Here is a 20,075-nt window from a genome sequence, read left to right on the forward strand (position 1 = left end):
GTAATGAAATTGGTATTCTATAAGCAGCATGTAAATTGGCAACAGTACTTGCCTTCTAAATATAGTGAAGGATTATGTTGGATATTAGCAATACTAACTGACTGTAAGTCTTTTCCTGTGTACGATATTGTATTACCAGGAAACATAGTGAAAATATTGGTTACTGCTCCAACGATTTCAATTGTAATTGCTTCTGTGCTGCTAGTACTATTGTAAACCGAGACAGTACCTGATATAGGTAGTATTCCATCACTTTGCCACAGTATCATCGATTGTGATGCACCTTTGGCAGAGGGCATGGTGTTATTCGTTATGAGGAAATTTCCTGCAAATTCATTCGTTACTCGCTCGCAATTTGGATTTGGAGGAGGGGTCGATGGACAAGGGTCTGGGCAAATGATAGATAAAGGAGCAAAACAGCCAATGTTTTTTTTATTCTTCAATACACCCCCCTCCTTTTTAAGTAGTCTTTTACTACTATTAAATGTAGAAGCATGGCCGATGTGTTAAAAAAAGAAGAAAATGTGAAAAATTAAGATTGTCTAATAGGCTTAAAACTTAAATTATTATTCATGTTATAGAAAAGATTATATGTGAATAAACAAGGGAAAAGAATGCTCAGACTCTTTTAGACAAAAAGTGGTTGTATACAATAGTAAGAAGAATGTTGGAGTTAATCTTTAATTAACTGTATATTTACAAAAATCTAATAAAATTCATTTATTATTTAAACGACATTAATATGCTTTAGATAAAATAGCCCTTGTAATGAATCGATTATTATGAGGAGGATTCACGTGGACAGAACTGCTTTACGAAAAGTAAAAGGTCTTATTGGATTATTAATGGTTTTTGTATTAGCATTTGTATCATTTCCGTGGAGTACATCAGTTAAAGCGGAAGAGAAGAAGCAAGAAAAGGTACCTAGTGAAAAGAAGATCGTTTTTCCAGTTGTAAGTGATGTACATATTAAAAATAGTGGAACGGATGATACGTTTCGCTGGAAACGAGCGATTGAACAGCTCAATACGCTTGCACCAAAGCAAGATGCATTTGTTATCGTAGGTGATTTCACAGATACAGGGTCACTGCAGCAATATGATCGTTTCATGCAAGTGTATAATGAAAATGCAAATAAAGATGCGGTGCGAATGAATTCTCTTGGTAACCATGATTATTGGAACGGTTTATCTGTAGAGGGCGCACAGAAGCGTTTCTTAGAAAAAACAGGAATGGAATCGATTTATTATCATAAAGTGGTGAAAGGGTATCACTTCCTTGTTATGTCGCCAGAAAATGGGACAACACACGGATATTATTCAGACAAGCAAATTAATTGGTTAAAAGAAGAGATGGCGAAAGCACAAAAAGATGACCCAGAAAAACCGATTTTCGTATTTTTACATCAACACATTAAAGAGACAGTATACGGTAGTCATGAATGGGGAACGCAAGATAGTGCAAAAATTAATGCGGTATTAAAAGAATATCCGCAGGCTATTACGTTTTCAGGTCATTCACATTATCCGCTAGATGATCCAAGATCGATTCATCAAAAAGACTTTACATCCGTTGGTACATCTTCTATAAGTTACATGGAAGTTGAAGGTGGTAAAGTACAGGGGAATATCCCGCCAGGAGCTAGTACATTAAGCCAAGGTTTATTAGTAGAAGTAGATGATGAAGAAGTAACGATTAATCGTCGTGATTTCCATACAAATTCTTGGACAGGTGAGCCTTGGAAAATTAAATTACCAGCAAAGAAAGAAACTTTTACACATGTAGAAGATCGTGATAAAGAAAAACCATCTTTTTCGACAGATGCGAAGTTATCAGTATCAAATGTAACAGAAAATGCAGCAACAGTAACATTCCCACAAGCGTTGGATAACCTTCTTGTTCACTCTTATCGTGTACAAGCTAGAGATAAGCAAACGGGCGAAATAAAGAATAAATTGTTAGCATTCTCAGAGTTTTATCGTGATCCAGTACCAAAAGATCTTACGTTTACGCTTGCAGGATTAGATGGTGGAAAAACATATACGCTTGAAGTAGTTGCAATCGATTCGTTCGGTAATGAAAGCGCGCAGCCTTTAACAGCAGAAGTTACTACGAAAAAAGATAATATTGATCCGAATGTAAAAGTGCCAAAGGCAGATGTTTTTGATGTAAATTTCTTAGATGGTACATTTAAAGATAATTCATCGTTTGGAACGAAGGGCGATGTGAAAGGGAATGTATCTATAGCATACGATAAAGCTTTAAAAACAAATGTAATGAAATTGAATGGACAAGCTAATACATTTGGATACCTTCCATTTTCAGCAGCACAAAAAGAGAAAGTAGCAAATACGTTCACGCTAGAAACTGTATTTTCAATGAATGAAATTCGCGGACAAGGTATTTTACAAAATACAGAGAGCGGCGGAATTGGCTTTGAATCTACAGGAAGTGGAAATGTTGAATTGTGGGCTCATATTGGTGGCAGTTATAAACGTGTTGGTGTTCAATTAGAAGCAAATAAAACGTATCACTTAACAGGAACGTATAACGGAAGTGAAGTAGCTATTTATGTCGATGGTAAAAAAGCAAATAGCCAACCAGCTAAAGGGAAAGTGTCTCATCCGAACGTACCGTTTGCATTTGGAGCTGACCCTGATAGTAACGGAAATGGTGGTATTCCGTTGAACGGACAAATTGCGCTTGCAAGATTATATAGTAAAGCGTTAAGTTCTTCGGAAGTATTAGCGGCGTACAATGAGTTTTCTAACCGCACAAAGTTAGAGCAAGTGAACGCGTTATATGAAGAGCTTGGGAAAGTGAAAGAAGTGTTAGCTGGTACGTATGAGTTTGGTGATAAGCCAGGTCAATATTCAAAGGAAGCATTTCAAGAATTAGAGAAAAGCTATAATAATGCAAAGCAAGCATTTGAAAATGTAGGGAGTACGGGAGAGCAAATCGTTCAAACGTATAACGAATTAAAAACAGCTAATGTAACATTTGTACAATCTAAAGTAGTAGAACAACCGAAAACACCGAAAGAAAAATTACAAATCAATATTGAATCTGCAAAAGCAGTAGTGAAAAAAGCGCAAGATGCAAATGTAACGGACGGTTCAGTGAAAGCACTGAGTCAAAAAATTACAGTGGCCGAAACTGTAGTGAAAGATGTAAAAGTAAAAGATGCACAGGTAGAAACGATGAATCGTACATTAGAGTATACGATTTCACTTGTTGAAAAAAGCATAAACAAATAAGAGAGAAGAAAAGAAGCTTATCATGATAGGCTTCTTTTTTGTTATACTAAAAATAGCATAGAAAAAAGGAGCGAATAATTTGGAAGAGAAAAAGCTAAAAAGAATTCTTGAATATGTATGGATCGCGGTTGTGCTCCTTGTAGGATATTATTTCTTAAAAGAAAAAAGTATATGGGTTCTATTCTTAATGACGTTTTTATTAGCAGGTTTAGGCACGTTATTTATTAACTTCTTTTTTGATAGTTTAAATGCATGGAAGAAGAAAAAGAAGGGAACGAAGTAAAGGAGGGAACATATGCAAAAGTGGAAGCTTATATATCAGGTGATTATTTTCCTATTGCTTGTAGGTATTGGCGTTTTTAAATACGCAACACCAATAGGAAATTGGGCATCGTTTACAGCTTGCATCGGCATATTTTTCATTTTACAATCGTTAACGAAAAAATATAATAGTACAGAAAGATAGCTCGCCGCTAAAACGGCGAGCTATTTTGTTATGCTTTTTTCTGTTCATCATTCGTTTTTTCGGTAGCTAAATGGCTATGCTTTCTAGAATAGAAGAAATAGAAGCATAATCCGACTATAAGCCAAACGGCAAAGCTAATCCATGTTGTTTTAGACAAATTGATCATTAAATATAAGCAGCAAAGAATCGCGACAACTGGTAGTACAGGTACGAAAGGTGTGCGGAATCCGCGTTTTAAGTCAGGGTGTGTTTTTCGTAAAATAAGTACTGCGCAGCAAACGAATGTAAAGGCTGTTAATGTCCCGATGTTTACTAAATTCGCTAATACATGCAGGTCTAAAAGTCCTGCTAATAAAGCGGCAACAACACCAGTGATCCACGTGTTTAATAAAGGGATTTTCACTCTTTTATTTACACGTGCTAACGCTTTTGGAAGTAAACCGTCACGGCTCATCGCATACGAAACGCGAACTTGTCCATACATAACGACTAAGAGAACGGTTGTCATTCCAGTCATCGCTCCAACAGCGAGTAGTCCTGCAATAGTATCTTCACCAACGAAATGTAAGGCAAACGCAACTGGATCAGAAACATCTAATTGTGTATAAGGAACCATACCTGTTAAAACGAAAGATACGATCATATATAAAACAGTACAAATAAGAAGGGAACCGATAATGCCGATTGGTAAGTCGCGCTGTGGTTTTTTCGTTTCTTCCGCAGCGGTTGCGATTGCATCAAAGCCTAAGAAGGCGAAGAATACAGTGGCAGCTCCAGTAATAATACCGTCGTATCCGAATGGAATGAACGGCGTCCAATTTTCAGGTTTTACATATTTTGCACCTGCTACGATAAAGGCGATAATAACAGCTAGCTTGATAAGAACCATAATATTATTAATGCGTGCGCTTTCTCGTATACCAAAACTTAAAAGACCCGTAATGATGAGTAAAATACAAACAGCTGGTAAATCGATGAGACCACCTTTTCCTACGCCAGGGGCCGAGGCGATAATGTCGGGCAGATGGACGTTAAATCCTTGTAGTAAAGATTGTAAATAACCAGACCAACCGACAGCTACTGCTGCGACTGCTAGTAAATATTCGAGCATTAAACACCATCCGACGATGAAGGCGACGACTTCTCCGACTGTCATGTATGCGTAAGTATACACACTTCCTGAGACAGGAATAGAAGAAGCAAATTCGGCATAACAAAAGGCTACACAAGCACAAGTAAATGCAGCAATAAGAAATGATAGCATAATACCAGGACCAGAATGTTTCGCTGCAACAATACCTGTTAATACAAATATCCCTGTCCCAATTACGGCGCCAATTCCTAAAAACGTTAAATCAAGTGCGGTTAATGTTCTTTGTAGTTGCCGTGGTGATTCAGTACTAAGCGCTTTTTTTCGTAATAATGACTTCACTTTGGACTCTCCCCCTGTTTTTCATTTCCATAACCGCGAATGTAGTAGGAGCCCACTAGAAAAGAGTATGTAAGTAAATGGAGGTACAGTTATGGTATATAGTTTTTGGAATTGCTGGGTTCATTTTATTATAATTCAGAATATTTTGTCAAATAGAAATGTGACAAATAAAATGCGAATGAATAGGGGAAACTACTTGCAGGAATGGACGGGGATTACCAATCTATTCGGATGGAGAAAACCCACTGATTAAAGTTAAAGTAGGAGAAGATGCTATGCTATTTTATTTTGAACTTGTCGTCATTTTACTTTGTACGAAATTAGCTGGTGATATTAGTGTGAGACTCGGCCAGCCTTCTGTACTTGGGAAATTAATTGTTGGTATTATTATCGGTCCAGCTGTACTCGGTATTATTAATAGTTCTGAACTTATTGATGAACTGAGTGAGATTGGTGTTTTACTACTTATGTTTATGGCGGGGCTTGAAACAGATTTAGAAGAATTAAATCGGAATTTGAAATCATCATTCGCAGTAGCGGCTGGTGGAATTATTTTTCCTTTCATCGGTGGTTATGTAACAGGATTGCTGTTTGGATTAATACAATCTCATGCCATTTTTTTAGGGTTATTACTTTGTGCAACGTCGGTTAGTATTACGGTGCAAACGTTACGTGATTTAGGGAAAATGAATACGAGAGAAAGTACAACGATTTTAGGTGCAGCCGTATTTGATGATGTCATCGTCGTTATTTTATTAGCGTTTGTTATGAGCTTTTTAGGAACGCAAGATGTGAATATAACACTTGTTATCGTAAAGAAAATTATTTTCTTTGTCAGCATTGTTTTTATCGCATGGAAAGTTGTTCCGTGGATTATGAAAATGCTTGTGCCACTTCGTGTAACAGAAGCGTTAATTAGCGCAGCTCTTATTATTTGTTTTTCTTTTTCATATTATAGTGAAATGATGGGGATTGCAGGTATTATTGGAGCATTTGCAGCTGGAATTGCCATTTCGCAAACAGAGTATAAGCACGAGGTAGAACATAAAATTGAACCGATTGCATATGCGATATTTGTGCCAGTGTTCTTCGTAAGTATTGGAATGGAAATTACATTTCAAGGTATCGGAAGTCAGCTTTGGTTCATTATCATCATGACGCTTATTGCGATTTTCACAAAGTTAATTGGATCAGGTTTAGGAGCAAGACTAACAGGATTCAACCTTCAATCTTCTATTAGTATTGGTGCGGGAATGGTATCGCGTGGTGAAGTAGCACTTATTATTGCAGCAAATGGACTGGCGGCGAATTTACTAGCGAAAGAAAATTTCACAGCGATTGTTATTGTTGTTATATTAACGACGATTATTACGCCGCCGCTTTTAAAGAAATATTTCGTGTAAAGAGGAAGAGCTTATCTGAAGTAGGTAAGCTCTTTTTTTATTGGAAAAGCAATAGTCATGTGGCATGAAAGGTTTGTAATTATGGTAAAATCTATGTATGTGATATGACAAGGAGAGGGAAGTGTTTGAGGATTACGAAGGGAAAGATTATAGGTGTAATTATACTTCTTTTATTGTGCATACCATTTACTGCATGGAAAGAATCAAAAGTGAAAGATTTTCCGGTTTCTATTTTCTCGGAAGAAGCAGATGGTGAGTACGACCAGAAGCTGAAATATACTGCTTTTTTACCTGATGTTGCGATTTGGATGAACGGTTGGGAAAAGAAGTGGACAGAAGGGGAAAGAACTGTTTATCAAAAAGGGAATCGCATTGTAAATGTGTTTCATCCTCCTGGTGATGATGGTTTTTACCTTCTTGAAGCAAGAGAAAATAAGTGAACGCAACCGTAAGAAGTGGAGGTTAAATAGTGAAAGCTTCAACATTACTATTTAAAATTGAAAGTAATATGGATCAATTTTCACCAGCTGAAAAAAAGGTTGCCATGTACATAATGGAGAATGCAGAGATTGTTCCGAACTTAACGACGAAAGAAGTGTCAACGAATGCAGGCGCAAGTGAGGCGAGTGTTGTTCGCTTTTGTAAATCGATTGGAATCGGAAGTTTTAAAGCATTTAAAATCGCGCTCGTTCGTGAATTAACGATTGCTGATTATAATATTAATGATTTTTCAGTGATGAATACGGAAGATGGACCGTATGACTTGTTTAATAAAGTTACATATGTGAATAAAGCTGCAATTGAGGCGAGCGTGACGGCGATAGATAAGAAGGAGCTTGAGAAAGCAGCAGATCGTATTGTAAATGCGGATAAAATTATATTTTACGGAGTAGGTGGATCAGCAACTCCGGCGATGGACGGGGCTTATAAATTTACAAGGCTCGGATTTACTGCAATGATGCTATCTGATTTTCATATGATGTTACCGCTTGTGATGAATTTAAAAGAGGGCGATATATTCGTAGCGATTTCAACATCTGGTCGTACGAAAGATGTACTTGAAATGGCACAATATGCGAAGAGACAAGGTGCAACAGTTATTGCGATTACGAAGCTTGATCAATCATCGCCGTTATATAAAGAGGCGGATATTCGTCTTTGTATGCCAGATGTAGAACAAGATCATCGTATTGCAAGTATTGCTTCAAGAATGACGCAATTGAACATGATAGATGCTCTATATGTGATTACCTTTAATCGTATTGGTAATAAAGTGCTGGATCAATTTATGGAAACAAGAGAAGAAGCTTTGCGATTACGGAAGCTGAAATGAGAAGATGGGGAAACCCATCTTTTTTTTGGATACGGACGGACATAAATTCGTCATGAAAAGAAATGAAATTTCATAAAATAATAAAGTGATATTGATTTTAAATTTCTTAAAGTTATAATGAAAGTATGAAATTAAATTTCAAAGTAGGTGGGAATATGTTAGAGAATTTATCGACAGAACATCGCAATGAGAAGACGATGAATTTAGATGAGATGAACATAAAAGAAGTTCTGCAAAGTATGAATGAAGAAGATCGAACTGTTGCATTAGCAGTTGAAAAAGAGATAGAACATATTGAAAAGGTTGTGCGGGTTGTTATTCAATCTTTTGAAGAAGAGGGCCGATTAATTTACATTGGGGCTGGCACGAGTGGCCGTTTAGGTATTTTGGACGCAGTGGAATGCCCGCCGACATTTGGCACAGATGATAAAATGGTGCAAGGATTTATAGCAGGTGGATTGAAAGCGTTTACTAAAGCGGTGGAAGGTGCCGAAGATCGCGAAGAGTTAGCAGAAGAAGATTTAAAAAGTATTGGATTAAACGAGAAAGATACTGTAATTGGAATTGCGGCAAGTGGCCGAACTCCTTATGTAATTGGCGGCTTGAAGTACGCGAATAGCGTGGGAGCGAGTACAGCTAGTATCTCTTGTAATAAAAATGCTGAAATAAGTAAATATGCAAAACTAAATGTGGAAGTAGAAACAGGCGCAGAAATTTTAACAGGTTCAACGCGGTTGAAGGCTGGTACAGCGCAAAAATTAGTACTGAATATGATTTCAACAGCTTCTATGATTGGTGTTGGAAAAGTATATAAAAATTTAATGGTAGATGTGCAATCTACGAATGAAAAGTTAGTAGAACGATCAAAACGAATTATTGTGGAAGCAACAGGGGTTAGTTATGAAGTAGCAGCAGAGCATTATGAAAAAGCAGAACGTAACGTGAAAGCTGCGATTGTTATGGTGCTATTGCAGTGTGAGTATGGGGAAGCACTGGAGAAACTAAAAGAAGCAAAAGGGTTTGTGAAGAAGGCATTATAAAATAATAGGGAGGGGGATTCTATTATGAAGAAAGAAGAGAGAATGGCGAAAGAAATTTCAGAGCAACTTGGGGGAGTAAAAAATATTCGTGGCATTGCTCATTGTATGACGAGATTACGATTAACGCTTCATGATGAAAGTAAAGTAAACATGGACCTTTTGAAAAAGGTAGAAGGGGTTATGGGCGTTATTGAAGATGAGACGCTTCAAGTTGTTGTTGGTCCAGGAACGGTAAATAAAGTAGCAGCTGAGATGGAAGGTTTAACGGGACTCCGAATTGGTGAGGTGGCAGATCATCACCTTGAAGATCTTGGGCAAGAGATGAAGTCAGAGATTAAGAAGAAAAATAATACACCAGTGAAAAACTTTTTAAGAAAAATAGGAAGTATCTTTATTCCATTAATTCCGGGTCTTGTTGCATCAGGTATTATAAACGGGGTTGCTAACTTTGCGAAAAACGCAGGTGCTGATCCGAATGCAACTTGGCTACAAATGTTACTACTTATTGGTGGCGGTATCTTTACATTCTTAGGCATTTTAGTCGGCTGGAATACAGCGAAAGAGTTTGGCGGGACGCCAGTTCTTGGGGCAATTGCTGGTATTTTAATTTTCAACCCGGCAATGGCGAATGTAAAATTATTTGGTGAAGCGCTCGTACCCGGACGGGGCGGATTATTTGCAGTTATTTTTGCAGCATGGCTTATGGTTGTAGTGGAAAGACAAGTTCGAAAAGCTGTACCAAATGCAGTTGATATTATTATAACGCCGCTTATTACTGTGTTAGTCGTAAGTATCGTAACGATGTTAGCAATTCAGCCGGTAGCAGGTTTCTTATCTGAAGGAATTACAAACGGAATTAATGGCATTTTAAATATTGGCGGAGCGTTTGCGGGAGCAGTACTTGCTGGAACATTTTTACCGCTCGTTATGGTCGGATTACATCACGGTTTAACACCGATTCACATGGAGTTTATTAATCAAACGCACGTAACGCCTTTATTACCGGTACTTGCAATGGCTGGCGCTGGGCAAGTAGGAGCAGCGATTGCTATTTTTGTAAAAACAAAAAACAAACGACTTCGTAACGTAATTAAAGGGGCATTACCAGTTGGATTTTTAGGAATTGGTGAACCGTTATTATACGGGGTTACATTACCACTGGGAAAACCGTTTCTTACAGCTTGTTTAGGAGCAGCAGTTGGCGGTGCGTTCCAAGCAGTTATGAAAACAGCTGCACTCGGAATTGGTGTATCAGGATTATCATTAATTCCGTTAATTGCTGATAATAAATATTTATTATATTTCCTTGGGTTAGTAGTGGCATATACGTTCGGATTCATCTTGACGTACTTCTTCGGATTTAAAGAAGAAATGGCAGAAAACATATAGAGAAAGGGATTCCTTTCTCTTTTTCTATTTATAGAAAGGGAGATTCATATGATCGGAGTTTCAATTTACCTTGCAAAAGAACGAGTAAAGAAGCAAGAAGAGTGGCTAAAAGTAGCGAAAGCAAATGGATTTACATCTATTTTTACATCACTTCATATTCCAGAGGATGATCCTGGTACGTATAAAGAGTTAATTCAAATACTTGGGAAGCAAGCTCTTGAAAATGAAATGGAGTTAATGGTCGATGTTTCTCCAAAATCGTTACACCATTTAGGAATGACGTATGAAAATGTAGAGGAGCTATTGGAATGGGGTATTACTGGCTTACGGATGGATTATGGCATCACGCCGAAAGAAATTGCACGCGTATCCCATAAAATGAAAGTAGCTTTAAATGCGAGCACAATTACAGATTCATTTTGGAAAGAGTTACTTTCGGAAAATATAAGAGTAAAGAATGTAGAAGCGTGGCATAATTTTTATCCGCGTCCAGAAACAGGACTAGCGAAGTCCTTTTTACAAAAACAAAACCAATACTTGCATAAGTGCGGAATAAAAACGATGGCATTTATTCCAGGAGATCGTGAAAAACGTGGTCCACTATATGAAGGCTTACCGACGCTAGAAAAGCATCGTTATATGAGACCGCTCGAAGCGTACTTAGAACTTGTACAAGATTGTGGTGTCGATAAAGTGTTAATCGGGGATATAAGCGGACGTGTAGAAAGTGTACAAGAGATAGCGAGTGCGAGTAGAGGGATTATTCCGCTGCGATACGAGCCATTGATAGAGAAAAGTGAAGTGTTAAAAATGGTAGAACAAGTGCATACAAATAGACTAGATCCAGCCCGTGATGTCATTCGGTCTGTACAATCACGAGAAGAACATAAAGTGATTGTACAGCCGATGAATGCAATTGTAAGAAAGAAAGGCAGCATTACAATTGATAATGAATTGTACGGTAGATATGCAGGAGAGATGCAAGTTGCTGTACATGATTTGCCTGTAGATGAGAAAGTGAACGTTGTTGGCATCGTTGTAGAAGAGGATATATCTTTATTGCCGTATGTTGGTGCTGGAAAAATGTTTCAACTTTTTTGTGCGATAGAGTAAAAGCTTGAATTAGCGCTATTTTGTAAGAAAACATTATCCGTAAAAGGGATAATGTTTTTTGTTTTCTTTAAAAAAGTATTTGACGAATGAAATGAAATACCGTATTGTTTTGACTTGTAAATAAAAGTTCACCATAACAAAACAAAAAGGAGAGTTCAAAATGAATCAACATATTGGGAATTTAATGATTCGTATCGTGTTAGGAGTAACATTCTTTGCACATGGTTTAGCGAAGTTTCAATCAGGTATCGATAATGTAGCAGGATGGTTTACAAGCATCGGCTTACCAGGCGGTCTTGCATATGGCGTAGCAACAGTTGAATTAGTTGGTGGTATATTATTAATTATCGGTTTAGGCGTAAGATATGTAGGATTGTTATTCGCTCTTATTTTAGCTGGAGCTATCGTAAAGGTAAATGGAGCAGCAGGATTATTAGGAGACGGAAAGAATCCAGGGTATGAATTAGATCTTGCCTTATTAGCAATGGGTGCGTATTTATTCGTTGTAAAAGCAGAAGGGTATGTAGATCGTTTCTTAAAAGAGAAAGTAATGAAAACGAAGTAAACTTTATTTATAAATTGTTGACTTGAATCATTATTGTAACTATAATGATTACAACATATAGATTAAGAATAAAACAATTTAAATATTTTTTTGCACAAGTTGTAATTGTAATGGTTACAACTTGTGCAAAAATAAATGAAACAGGAGGAAGTAACATGTCTAAATCAAATTTAGAAATAATTCGAAGTACATATGAAGGATCAACTTCTTCGAATGCAAAACATTTAGCAGAAGCCCTCTCTGAAAAAGCAGAATGGACAGAGGCAGAAGGGTTCCCGTACGGTGGGACTTATATAGGTGTAGAAGCGATCATGGAAAATGTATTTAGCCGATTAGGATCAGAATGGGATGATTATAAAGCAAGTGTAAATACATACCATGAGGTAAACGGAAAAGATGTAATTATTGCTGAAGGTATATATTCTGGAGTTTATAAAAAAACGGGAAAATCATTTGAAGCAGAATTTGTTCATGTATGGCAACTTGAGAATGGAAAAATTGTGAAGTTTAAGCAATATGTAGATAGTCATATTGTTAGGGAAGCGATGAAGAGCTAATGCTTTTTAAATGGATCGTAGGTATATCCATTACAATTATAGTCATTATCTCGTCTATAGTTGGTGGAAAGAAATTGCTTGCATATGTAGAAAAAGAAAATAAAAATATTCAAACCCAGCAAGCTACAATTGAAAAAGAGAAGAAAGTTGCAGAAGAATCTCCACAAGTTAGTGAAGGTGAAATTATTTCTACTATGCATAAAATGGTGCACCAAAAGGTAAAATCCTCTGAAAAATGGGGATTTGTAGAAATGACGAAAAAGGAAATTTCTAATGTGAAAAGAGATATTGAAAATAGTACAGGTTTTCGATATAAAATGAAGTTATTTTCTATTATAAATAGATGGGAAAAAGGAGACTTTTCTCAAACGGTTGAGGAGCACAACTTTTTATGGAGCCTTCAAGGTGGAGATACTGGCAAGGCAACAGAACGTTTATCGCCAGAAGAAGAAAAACAGTATATAAAAGAAATGAAGAATAAATAAAAAACATCGCCAACTAAGATGACGATGTTTTTTCATTAAGAATGTTTTCGTAATAAAGCTCCAGTTGGTTGAACAATCACTGTTTTGAAATGAGAGAATAAATAACATCCTGTCACAACGATCATTGTTCCTACAATTTGTATCCACGTTAGTTCTTCACCGAGGAAAAGAAATGCTAAAATAGCTGTAAAAATTGGATTGAAGTTTAGAAAAATACCTGATGTAGTTGCTCCTAATTTTTGTACGCCAATATTCCAAAATACCATGCAAAGAACTGTGGAAATAAGCCCTGTATATAAAAGTGAAGTTATGAAAGAAGTATTTATATTTGTAACAGTGAAGCTCCCTATATTAAATGGCAGTAATAAAATAACGCCGAAAATACCAGAGTATAGCGTCGCCATAAGTGGTGTCGTTGTCTTTGTTGCCCATTTACTACAAACAGAATAGATTCCCCAAATACAAACAGCCGCAATCATCCATAAATCGCCACTATTAAAATGTAGTGAAAATAAAAGGGCAAAGTTACCTTTTAATAGGACGAGGATAACCCCGAAGAATGAAAGAATCATAGATAAAATTTGAAGTGTATTTACTTTTTCTTTTAGAAATAAGACAGAAAATAGTGCAATGGAAATCGCGTTTAATGTAGAAATAAGCCCTACATTTGTTGCGGATGTTTTTTCTAATGCTAGAAATTGAAAGATGTTAAAAAGAGCAACCCCTGAAATTCCCATCAATATTAACGGGAGTATCGCAGCGCGTGGTGGAATGATTTTCTTTTCTTTAAACCAAACCATTGGTAATAAACAAACAATCGCAATTATCCATCTTAAACTTGTAAGTGTCATTGGAGACGCGTGATCAACGAGTGATTTCCCAACGACGAAATTTCCTCCCCATAATAAGCTCGTTAATAATAGTAAAAAGACATAAAAATAAGGCATATTAAAATCCCCTTTGTTGTAATCAATGTGAATTGTAAATAATTTTAACATTTTTCTTTATTGTGTAATATATTCTTTTGTATAATGGATAAAAGTCGATAAAATGTTTTGTTGTAGAAGCTATTTAAAGAAAGATATTCAATTTTATATAAGTTATAAGGTGTTTTTTCGAATAATCATCGGTAAGAAAAAGGGGGATTATAATGGAATCGTCTGTTATTAAAGTGTTAGATGATTTAGATGTACAAATTTTAGATATATTGCAGAAGGAATCACAAGTAAGTAATGCAGAGCTTGCGCGACGTGTTAATTTATCACCAGCTGCAATGCATGCAAGAATTAAACGGTTAGATGGAGAAGGGTTCATTGATAAGCAAGTAGCTATTTTAAATCAAGAGAAGCTTGGTTTTGACTTGTTATGCTTCATTTTTATGAGTACGAATATTCATCAATCGGATAAACTTGAAGTGTTGGAAAAAGAATTAGAAGCGATGCCGGAAGTATTAGAATGTCACTGTTTAACAGGGGAGTATGATTATTTATTAAAGGTTGCAAATCGTGATCGTAAAGAGCTGGAGCAGTTTATTAGAAAGCTAAATAAGCTTGGTATTACAAGGATACAGACGAGTTTAGCACTTCGTGAAATTAAATATTCGACGGTATTACCGATACGAAATGAGGAACCGAGCATCGATTAGATTGCTTGGTTTTTTGTTTGTATAAAGTGATTGACGAGAAGAAAAGAGAGATGTATTATTATATAAAATTATGTATTAAAATTCATTTTGTGTTATAAATATTAATATCGGGGGCAAGGGGATAGCATATGAAAATCTGTAATGCGGTTACGAGTGATGTGAAAGAAATTTATAGTCTCATTGAAGTTTATGCAAAAGAGGGAGTGGTTTTACCGCGTTCTCTTTTATCTCTCTATCAATACTTACAATGTTTGTATGTTGTGAAAGAAGAGGGGGAAATCGTTGGAGTTGCTGGTTTACATGTATTAGGGGAGGACCTTGCAGAAGTACGATCATTAGTCGTTTCGCATACATATGCAGGAAAAGGTATCGGACGTATGTTAGTAAACCATGTAATAAATGAGGCAGCGAAAATAAAAGTGAGTAGAGTTATTTCTTTAACATATGAAACGGAATTTTTTCAAAAGTGCGGGTTTGATTTTGTGAATAGAGATGCATTGCCAGAGAAAGTATGGATTGATTGTAGACATTGTCCAAAGGTTGATTATTGTGATGAGGTGGCAATGATTCGGTATGTTGGGTGAAGCAAAAGAAATAAGAGCAGCTAGCAAAAGCTAACTGCTCTATTTAAGGGATCTCTCCAAGGGGGAGTGGAGAAAATATTATGTTACTAGCAGTATTGACAGATTATTGGGAAATATACAAATCGGATGAAAGAAATTTTAAATAAACTTTCGGCATTGACAGTTTTTAAAATATTCATGTACAATACACATGAATGACATTCAGTCATTTTTAAAAATAGCAGGATGTAATTTGCTTGGAAACAGAACAAATATAAATGGTAAATGAGGATGATAGTTGTTTTTATATAGTAGAGATGAAAGAATATATTTTTTTAAAACAAAAATGACTGATAGTCAGTCATAAGAGGTGAGAGGTATGAAAAATAAAGCTTGGTTATATGTCATATTAACATGTATCTTTGAAGTTTTTTGGGTGTTTGGTTTTAATACGGCCAATACGTGGTGGCATTGGATTATCATTTTAGGAGTTATCGCTGTTGATTTTCACTTCCTTTCTAAAGCGTGTGAACATCTTGCAACAGGAACCGTATATGCTGTGTTCGCCGGAGCTGGTACGGTAGGTACGTTCTTAATGGATGTATTCCTTTTCGGTGGAAGTTTCAGTGTAGGGAAATTATTCTTTATCGTGATGGTTGTAGCTGGCGTTATCGGTTTAAAGCTAGCTGATAATAAAGAAGAAACTGTGGAAGGAGCTGCTTAAAGATGGGTTGGTTTTTCGTATTTTGTGCTGCAATTAGTGAAATAGTCGGTGTGATTGGCCTTAAAATGTATAGTAAAGATAAAACGTTAGCAAATGGGGCACTTTATATAGGTGGCTTTGCTACATCCTTCGCATTCTTGTATACATCTTTCTTATTCTTACAAGTAAGTGTCGCGTATGCGGTTTGGATTGGTATTGGAACAGCGGGAGCCGTTTTATTAAACATGTTCCTGTTTGGTGAGTCGAAAAGTAAAGCGCGTATCATTAGTGTGGCTCTTATTGTATGCGGAGTGACAGGATTAAAGGCTCTTTCGTAAAGATATACTGTATCTCCTAACAAGTTGTTAGGAGATTTTTATTGTAAAAAGTACACGATAATTGACAGTATAGCTAGTTATTCTATAAAATGAGTGACAGTCATTCAATACGTGTTTGAAAGGATTTAGATGATGAATAAAAAAGAAAAAATTGTCTATGCAGCGATTGAAGTGTTTCAGGAAAAGGGCGTTGAAAAAACGAAGATTTCTGATATCGTGAAATTGGCTGGCATTGCACAAGGCACTTTCTATTTATATTTTCCTTCTAAGTTATCTGTTATGCCTGCAATAGCAGAGGTGATGGTTGAAAAGATGATACTTGCGGTGAAAGAGAAAGTGCAAAATGATGCGCCTTTCTCAAGTAAAGTTACGCAAGTAATAGATGCGGTATTTCATTTCATAGAGGAATATCGTGAAATACAAGCTTTAATGTATGCGGGTCTTGCATCTACAGAACATATAAAAGAATGGGAAGCTGTGTATGAGCCTCTTTATATGTGGCTAAGTGAATTTTTAAGTGAGGCGAAAGAAGCCGGTGAAATTCGTGAGTCGGTACACGCAGAGCGAACAGCGAAGTTATTTATTGCTCTTGTTGAATCAGCAGCGGAACAAGTTTATTTATATGATCATAAAGATGATGAGCAAGTCGAGCTACAAAAGGCAGAAGTACTAGATTTTTTAACACATGCACTACATATAAAGAAATAGTGGGATGAACCTGTCTGAAAAGGTAGGTTCATTTTTGAGGAAAACTGAATGATAGTCATTCACCTAATACTTATGTATGTGTGAAAGGATAGAGTGAAATTCTAATGAGTGGGACATCTTCACTCATTATTAGCCCATAAATAGCAGGATAAAGAAAAAGCTTCTTGGGCATTATTTTTTGAGAGGAATTTACGGGAAGAGGTGTTAAAAGTGAAGAAACCGATAAAAGAACAAAAGATGGTATTGGTCATTCTTTTGAGTAATATATTTATCGCTTTTTTAGGGATTGGATTAATTATTCCGGTTATGCCGTCTTTTATGAATGATATGCATTTAACAGGGAAGACGATGGGGTATCTCGTTGCAGTATTCGCAATGGCTCAGCTTATTGCTTCACCTATTACAGGCCGGTGGGTCGACCTTTACGGTAGAAAGAAAATGATAATCATTGGATTATTTATTTTTGGTGTTTCAGAGCTTCTTTTCGGATTAGGAACAGATGTATGGATGCTTTATGTAGCAAGGGTGTTAGGCGGAATTAGTGCTGCGTTTATTATGCCTGGTGTTACGGCGTATGTTGCGGATATTACATCTATCCAAGAACGTCCAAAAGCGATGGGATATTTATCTGCGGCGATTAGTACTGGGTTTATTATAGGGCCTGGAATTGGCGGATTTATTGCAGAGTACGGTATACGTGTGCCGTTTTTCGTTGCAGCAGCAATTGCTTTTATAGCATGTGTCATTTCGATCTTTATTTTAAAAGAGCCGTTAACGAAAGAAGAGCTTGCAGAGATTTCTTCTAATACGAAAGAATCAAGCTTTATTGGTGATTTAAAGAAATCATTACATCCAATGTATGCAATCGCATTTATTATCGTATTTGTACTTGCATTCGGCTTATCAGCGTATGAAACTGTGTTTAGTCTGTTTTCTGATCATAAGTTTGGGTTCACACCGAAAGATATTGCGGCAATTATTACAATTAGTTCAATCTTTGGGGTAGTTGTGCAAGTATTTATGTTTGGCAAATTGGTCGATATGTTCGGTGAAAAAGTGTTAATTCAAATCTGTTTAATTGTAGGTGCAGTATTAGCATTCGTTTCTACTGTAGTGTTTAATTATTGGATTGTACTTCTCGTTACGTGCTTTATTTTCCTTGCATTTGATTTACTTCGTCCAGCTTTAACGACGTTTTTATCGAAAGCTGCTGGAAAAGAGCAAGGATTCGTTGCTGGTATGAACTCGACTTATACGAGTTTAGGAAATATAGCAGGACCAGCGATGGGCGGAATATTATTTGATATGAATATTCATTATCCATATGCATTTTCAGGAGTTGTCTTAATAGTTGGTCTCGCTATTACATTTATGTGGAGAGAGAAACAGCTAGCTGAAAGTTTTGCGAAGTAATAAAACCCCTTACGATGGTAAGGGGTTTTTGGTTTATAAGCTTAATCCAAACCGTTTTAATTCAATAAATATCCCCTCTAATTGCTTTCCTTTATCCGTTAATGTGTACTCTACACGAGGCGGAACTTCTGGATATACTTTTCTCGTGATAATGCCTTGAGCTTCTAATTCTTTTAGTCGAAGCGATAATGTTTTCGGACTAATTCCGTCCATTGATTTTTGTAAATCACTAAAGCGTAATGTTCCTTCGATAAGAAGGTCACGGATGATTAAAAACGTCCATTTTGTACGAATTACATCAAGCGTTTTAGCGATAGGACAAGGTATGCCAGGTAAACCTTTCGTTAATTCAACTGGATTTATGTCGTTCATGGAACTAGCCTCCATAAAAATTTTTTGAATGAATTTGCTTTATAGTATCACAAAACTATATTTTTGGTAACTATATGAAAAAAATATCACTACTTCCATAAAGGAAGTTAGTGCATATACAATAGCAATACGAAATACAAAGGTTTTTATGAGGGGGAGGTGATTTCCATGAGTATAAAAAAGTTGTTTGCGTGCCTTAGTTTTTTTGTCATTTGTATTGTGCTTGTAGCTTGCAGTGGTGAACAAAAAAACGAAATTCAGTTATTAAAAGAAACGCCTAAGCCAAAAACAATGACAATTGATCATTCACTAAGTAAAATGGAAGCGACCGAAATCGTTCATGCAGCGCAGCGTTTTTATGCATTTTGGGATACAGGTAAAGAGGAGCTTATTCCGCAGACTGTTACTGAAAATTTCTTCGATAATACGTTGCCAAAAGGGCGACCACAAGGTGTTGAAGGGTTAAAATTTGCAGCGGAAAATTTTCGTAAAGTCGTTCCTAATATACATTGCGAGATTGAAGAGTTATTAGTCGTCGATGATAAAGTAACAGCTCGTCTTTCTTTTACAGGAACGCATAACGGTAAAAATATTAGCTTTTCTGCAATAGATATTTTGCATGTGAAAGACGGAAAGATTACGGAAGACTGGCATTTAGAAGATAATCTTACGTTGAAACAGCAACTTGGGTTAATAAGTGAGGAATAGAGTAGGGGAGAGAAAAACGATGAAAAATATATTTATTATAAATGGACATGAAAAATACGGTACAAAGGAAGGACGATTAAATAAAACGTTAGTAGATCATATGGTGACGGTATTAAGCGAGAACCATCAAGTGAAAACAACAACGATTCAAGATGGATACAATATAAAAGAAGAACAAGATAAATTTTTATGGGCTGATGTTGTGATTTATCAAACACCTATTTATTGGTTTAGTGTTCCAGGATTATTTAAAACGTATATGGATGAAGTGTATGAATACGGTTTGTTCTTTAAAGGTGCAGATGAATATGGAACAGGTGGTTTATTAACAGAGAAAGAGTATATGTTCTCTACAACTTGGAATGCACCTGAAAATTCATTTGGAGATAAGACGAAGTTCTTTGAAGGGGAAAGTCTAGAATCAACGCTTAGTCATTTACACCGCGTGCAGAAGTTTCTTGGGATGAGTCCGTTAAAGAGTTTTGCTTGTTATGATGTGGTGAAGAATCCGGATATTGAGCAATATTTATTGAACTTGAAAGATCACTTAGATGAAGTAATTAAATAATAGTTTATATTTGTATG

25 protein-coding genes are annotated in these 20,075 nt (G+C 36.2%); 21 read left to right on the plus strand and 4 right to left on the minus strand.

Features of this window, described 5'->3' with window-relative positions; translation table 11 throughout:
- Positions 1-17 precede the first annotated feature (17 nt).
- Complete coding sequence (locus AC0L0O_RS26600; protein WP_227455518.1) at positions 18-401, minus strand: S-Ena type endospore appendage; 384 nt, start codon at positions 399-401, stop codon at positions 18-20.
- Between AC0L0O_RS26600 and AC0L0O_RS26605 the strand changes: the two genes are divergently transcribed.
- The 4 genes from AC0L0O_RS26605 (at position 298) to AC0L0O_RS26620 (ending at position 3,723) form a co-directional block, all read left to right on the plus strand.
- Entirely contained in the window at positions 298-510 is a 213-nt protein-coding gene (locus tag AC0L0O_RS26605) for a hypothetical protein (RefSeq protein WP_003287198.1), read from the plus strand. The two genes, AC0L0O_RS26600 and AC0L0O_RS26605, sit on opposite strands and share 104 nt — an antisense overlap.
- 287 nt (positions 511-797) lie before the next feature.
- Positions 798-3,257 carry a LamG-like jellyroll fold domain-containing protein gene (locus tag AC0L0O_RS26610; protein ID WP_375361678.1) on the plus strand — a complete coding sequence of 820 codons (2,460 nt, stop codon included), beginning with the start codon at positions 798-800 and terminating at the stop codon, positions 3,255-3,257.
- A 79-nt stretch (positions 3,258-3,336) separates the two neighbouring features.
- Positions 3,337-3,540, plus strand: a complete 204-nt coding sequence (locus AC0L0O_RS26615) for a hypothetical protein (RefSeq protein ID WP_000391504.1) — start codon at positions 3,337-3,339, stop codon at positions 3,538-3,540.
- A gap of 12 nt (positions 3,541-3,552) precedes the next feature.
- On the plus strand, positions 3,553-3,723 hold the full coding sequence (locus AC0L0O_RS26620) for a hypothetical protein (RefSeq protein ID WP_001174845.1): 171 nt from the start codon (positions 3,553-3,555) through the stop codon (positions 3,721-3,723).
- A 28-nt stretch (positions 3,724-3,751) separates the two neighbouring features.
- On the opposite strand, the gene AC0L0O_RS26625 is transcribed toward AC0L0O_RS26620, so the two are convergent.
- Entirely contained in the window at positions 3,752-5,155 is a 1,404-nt protein-coding gene (locus AC0L0O_RS26625) for an amino acid permease (RefSeq protein ID WP_000838741.1), read from the minus strand.
- Positions 5,156-5,430: 275 nt separating this feature from the next.
- Here AC0L0O_RS26625 and AC0L0O_RS26630 point away from each other — a divergent pair, with 275 nt between their 5' ends.
- The 9 genes from AC0L0O_RS26630 (at position 5,431) to AC0L0O_RS26670 (ending at position 13,040) form a co-directional block, all read left to right on the plus strand.
- Positions 5,431-6,558, plus strand: a complete 1,128-nt coding sequence (locus tag AC0L0O_RS26630; RefSeq protein ID WP_000899806.1) for a cation:proton antiporter — start codon at positions 5,431-5,433, stop codon at positions 6,556-6,558.
- 125 nt (positions 6,559-6,683) lie between these two features.
- Positions 6,684-6,998, plus strand: a complete 315-nt coding sequence (locus AC0L0O_RS26635; RefSeq protein ID WP_001223243.1) for a hypothetical protein — start codon at positions 6,684-6,686, stop codon at positions 6,996-6,998.
- Positions 6,999-7,027: 29 nt separating this feature from the next.
- Entirely contained in the window at positions 7,028-7,891 is an 864-nt protein-coding gene (locus AC0L0O_RS26640; RefSeq protein WP_473786187.1) for a MurR/RpiR family transcriptional regulator, read from the plus strand.
- Positions 7,892-8,046: 155 nt separating this feature from the next.
- A complete protein-coding gene (gene murQ / locus AC0L0O_RS26645; protein ID WP_000892331.1) occupies positions 8,047-8,931 on the plus strand; it encodes an N-acetylmuramic acid 6-phosphate etherase in 885 nt (294 codons plus the stop codon).
- 24 nt (positions 8,932-8,955) lie between these two features.
- Entirely contained in the window at positions 8,956-10,320 is a 1,365-nt protein-coding gene (locus AC0L0O_RS26650) for a PTS transporter subunit EIIC (protein ID WP_075396515.1), read from the plus strand.
- A 48-nt stretch (positions 10,321-10,368) separates the two neighbouring features.
- Positions 10,369-11,433: a DUF871 domain-containing protein gene (locus AC0L0O_RS26655; RefSeq protein WP_000580601.1), complete on the plus strand. Its 1,065-nt coding sequence runs from the start codon at positions 10,369-10,371 to the stop codon at positions 11,431-11,433.
- Between the two features lie 160 nt (positions 11,434-11,593).
- Positions 11,594-11,998 carry a DoxX family protein gene (locus AC0L0O_RS26660; protein WP_001071563.1) on the plus strand — a complete coding sequence of 135 codons (405 nt, stop codon included), beginning with the start codon at positions 11,594-11,596 and terminating at the stop codon, positions 11,996-11,998.
- 155 nt (positions 11,999-12,153) lie between these two features.
- Positions 12,154-12,555 (plus strand): nuclear transport factor 2 family protein, encoded by a 402-nt coding sequence (locus tag AC0L0O_RS26665; RefSeq protein WP_000045919.1) that lies wholly within the window; start codon positions 12,154-12,156, stop codon positions 12,553-12,555.
- Positions 12,555-13,040 carry a PRK06770 family protein gene (locus tag AC0L0O_RS26670; protein WP_075396516.1) on the plus strand — a complete coding sequence of 162 codons (486 nt, stop codon included), beginning with the start codon at positions 12,555-12,557 and terminating at the stop codon, positions 13,038-13,040. The genes AC0L0O_RS26665 and AC0L0O_RS26670 overlap by 1 nt, the downstream gene beginning before the upstream one ends.
- Before the next feature lie 35 nt (positions 13,041-13,075).
- On the opposite strand, the gene AC0L0O_RS26675 is transcribed toward AC0L0O_RS26670, so the two are convergent.
- Positions 13,076-13,987 (minus strand): DMT family transporter, encoded by a 912-nt coding sequence (locus AC0L0O_RS26675; RefSeq protein ID WP_001146248.1) that lies wholly within the window; start codon positions 13,985-13,987, stop codon positions 13,076-13,078.
- Positions 13,988-14,190: 203 nt separating this feature from the next.
- Here AC0L0O_RS26675 and AC0L0O_RS26680 point away from each other — a divergent pair, with 203 nt between their 5' ends.
- The 6 genes from AC0L0O_RS26680 to AC0L0O_RS26705 all read left to right on the plus strand — a co-directional run bounded on the left by AC0L0O_RS26680 (position 14,191) and on the right by AC0L0O_RS26705 (position 18,410).
- Positions 14,191-14,685, plus strand: a complete 495-nt coding sequence (locus AC0L0O_RS26680) for an Lrp/AsnC family transcriptional regulator (RefSeq protein WP_000446106.1) — start codon at positions 14,191-14,193, stop codon at positions 14,683-14,685.
- A 128-nt stretch (positions 14,686-14,813) separates the two neighbouring features.
- Positions 14,814-15,269: an N-acetyltransferase gene (locus tag AC0L0O_RS26685; protein ID WP_000686682.1), complete on the plus strand. Its 456-nt coding sequence runs from the start codon at positions 14,814-14,816 to the stop codon at positions 15,267-15,269.
- Positions 15,270-15,627: 358 nt separating this feature from the next.
- Positions 15,628-15,972 (plus strand): DMT family transporter, encoded by a 345-nt coding sequence (locus AC0L0O_RS26690; RefSeq protein WP_000790630.1) that lies wholly within the window; start codon positions 15,628-15,630, stop codon positions 15,970-15,972.
- Between the two features lie 2 nt (positions 15,973-15,974).
- Positions 15,975-16,289, plus strand: coding sequence for a DMT family transporter (locus tag AC0L0O_RS26695; protein ID WP_000539674.1), 315 nt, complete (start codon positions 15,975-15,977; stop codon positions 16,287-16,289).
- A gap of 129 nt (positions 16,290-16,418) precedes the next feature.
- Positions 16,419-16,997 (plus strand): TetR/AcrR family transcriptional regulator, encoded by a 579-nt coding sequence (locus tag AC0L0O_RS26700; RefSeq protein ID WP_000981271.1) that lies wholly within the window; start codon positions 16,419-16,421, stop codon positions 16,995-16,997.
- Between the two features lie 210 nt (positions 16,998-17,207).
- Positions 17,208-18,410: an MFS transporter gene (locus AC0L0O_RS26705; protein ID WP_000742949.1), complete on the plus strand. Its 1,203-nt coding sequence runs from the start codon at positions 17,208-17,210 to the stop codon at positions 18,408-18,410.
- 33 nt (positions 18,411-18,443) lie between these two features.
- On the opposite strand, the gene AC0L0O_RS26710 is transcribed toward AC0L0O_RS26705, so the two are convergent.
- Positions 18,444-18,782, minus strand: coding sequence for a winged helix-turn-helix transcriptional regulator (locus AC0L0O_RS26710; protein WP_000997914.1), 339 nt, complete (start codon positions 18,780-18,782; stop codon positions 18,444-18,446).
- A 168-nt stretch (positions 18,783-18,950) separates the two neighbouring features.
- Here AC0L0O_RS26710 and AC0L0O_RS26715 point away from each other — a divergent pair, with 168 nt between their 5' ends.
- On the plus strand, positions 18,951-19,490 hold the full coding sequence (locus tag AC0L0O_RS26715; protein ID WP_000023411.1) for an ester cyclase: 540 nt from the start codon (positions 18,951-18,953) through the stop codon (positions 19,488-19,490).
- A 19-nt stretch (positions 19,491-19,509) separates the two neighbouring features.
- Complete coding sequence (locus tag AC0L0O_RS26720; protein WP_000789166.1) at positions 19,510-20,058, plus strand: NAD(P)H-dependent oxidoreductase; 549 nt, start codon at positions 19,510-19,512, stop codon at positions 20,056-20,058.
- Positions 20,059-20,075: the final 17 nt, after the last annotated feature.

This window comes from Bacillus sp. GS3m_15504 (assembly GCF_055825275.1).

What these genes read in the sequence shown, in the direction of transcription:
- AC0L0O_RS26605 (WP_003287198.1), top strand. Translation starts at nt 298, where the DNA reads ATGGTGTTATTCGTTATGAGGAAATTTCCTGCAAATTCATTCGTTACT.
- AC0L0O_RS26620 (WP_001174845.1), top strand. Translation starts at nt 3,553, where the DNA reads ATGCAAAAGTGGAAGCTTATATATCAGGTGATTATTTTCCTATTGCTT.
- AC0L0O_RS26630 (WP_000899806.1), top strand. Translation starts at nt 5,431, where the DNA reads ATGCTATTTTATTTTGAACTTGTCGTCATTTTACTTTGTACGAAATTA.
- murQ (WP_000892331.1), top strand. Translation starts at nt 8,047, where the DNA reads ATGTTAGAGAATTTATCGACAGAACATCGCAATGAGAAGACGATGAAT.
- AC0L0O_RS26650 (WP_075396515.1), top strand. Translation starts at nt 8,956, where the DNA reads ATGAAGAAAGAAGAGAGAATGGCGAAAGAAATTTCAGAGCAACTTGGG.
- AC0L0O_RS26655 (WP_000580601.1), top strand. Translation starts at nt 10,369, where the DNA reads ATGATCGGAGTTTCAATTTACCTTGCAAAAGAACGAGTAAAGAAGCAA.
- AC0L0O_RS26660 (WP_001071563.1), top strand. Translation starts at nt 11,594, where the DNA reads ATGAATCAACATATTGGGAATTTAATGATTCGTATCGTGTTAGGAGTA.
- AC0L0O_RS26665 (WP_000045919.1), top strand. Translation starts at nt 12,154, where the DNA reads ATGTCTAAATCAAATTTAGAAATAATTCGAAGTACATATGAAGGATCA.
- AC0L0O_RS26670 (WP_075396516.1), top strand. Translation starts at nt 12,555, where the DNA reads ATGCTTTTTAAATGGATCGTAGGTATATCCATTACAATTATAGTCATT.
- AC0L0O_RS26675 (WP_001146248.1), bottom strand. Translation starts at nt 13,987, where the DNA reads ATGCCTTATTTTTATGTCTTTTTACTATTATTAACGAGCTTATTATGG.
- AC0L0O_RS26680 (WP_000446106.1), top strand. Translation starts at nt 14,191, where the DNA reads ATGGAATCGTCTGTTATTAAAGTGTTAGATGATTTAGATGTACAAATT.
- AC0L0O_RS26685 (WP_000686682.1), top strand. Translation starts at nt 14,814, where the DNA reads ATGAAAATCTGTAATGCGGTTACGAGTGATGTGAAAGAAATTTATAGT.
- AC0L0O_RS26690 (WP_000790630.1), top strand. Translation starts at nt 15,628, where the DNA reads ATGAAAAATAAAGCTTGGTTATATGTCATATTAACATGTATCTTTGAA.
- AC0L0O_RS26695 (WP_000539674.1), top strand. Translation starts at nt 15,975, where the DNA reads ATGGGTTGGTTTTTCGTATTTTGTGCTGCAATTAGTGAAATAGTCGGT.
- AC0L0O_RS26700 (WP_000981271.1), top strand. Translation starts at nt 16,419, where the DNA reads ATGATGAATAAAAAAGAAAAAATTGTCTATGCAGCGATTGAAGTGTTT.
- AC0L0O_RS26710 (WP_000997914.1), bottom strand. Translation starts at nt 18,782, where the DNA reads ATGAACGACATAAATCCAGTTGAATTAACGAAAGGTTTACCTGGCATA.
- AC0L0O_RS26715 (WP_000023411.1), top strand. Translation starts at nt 18,951, where the DNA reads ATGAGTATAAAAAAGTTGTTTGCGTGCCTTAGTTTTTTTGTCATTTGT.
- AC0L0O_RS26720 (WP_000789166.1), top strand. Translation starts at nt 19,510, where the DNA reads ATGAAAAATATATTTATTATAAATGGACATGAAAAATACGGTACAAAG.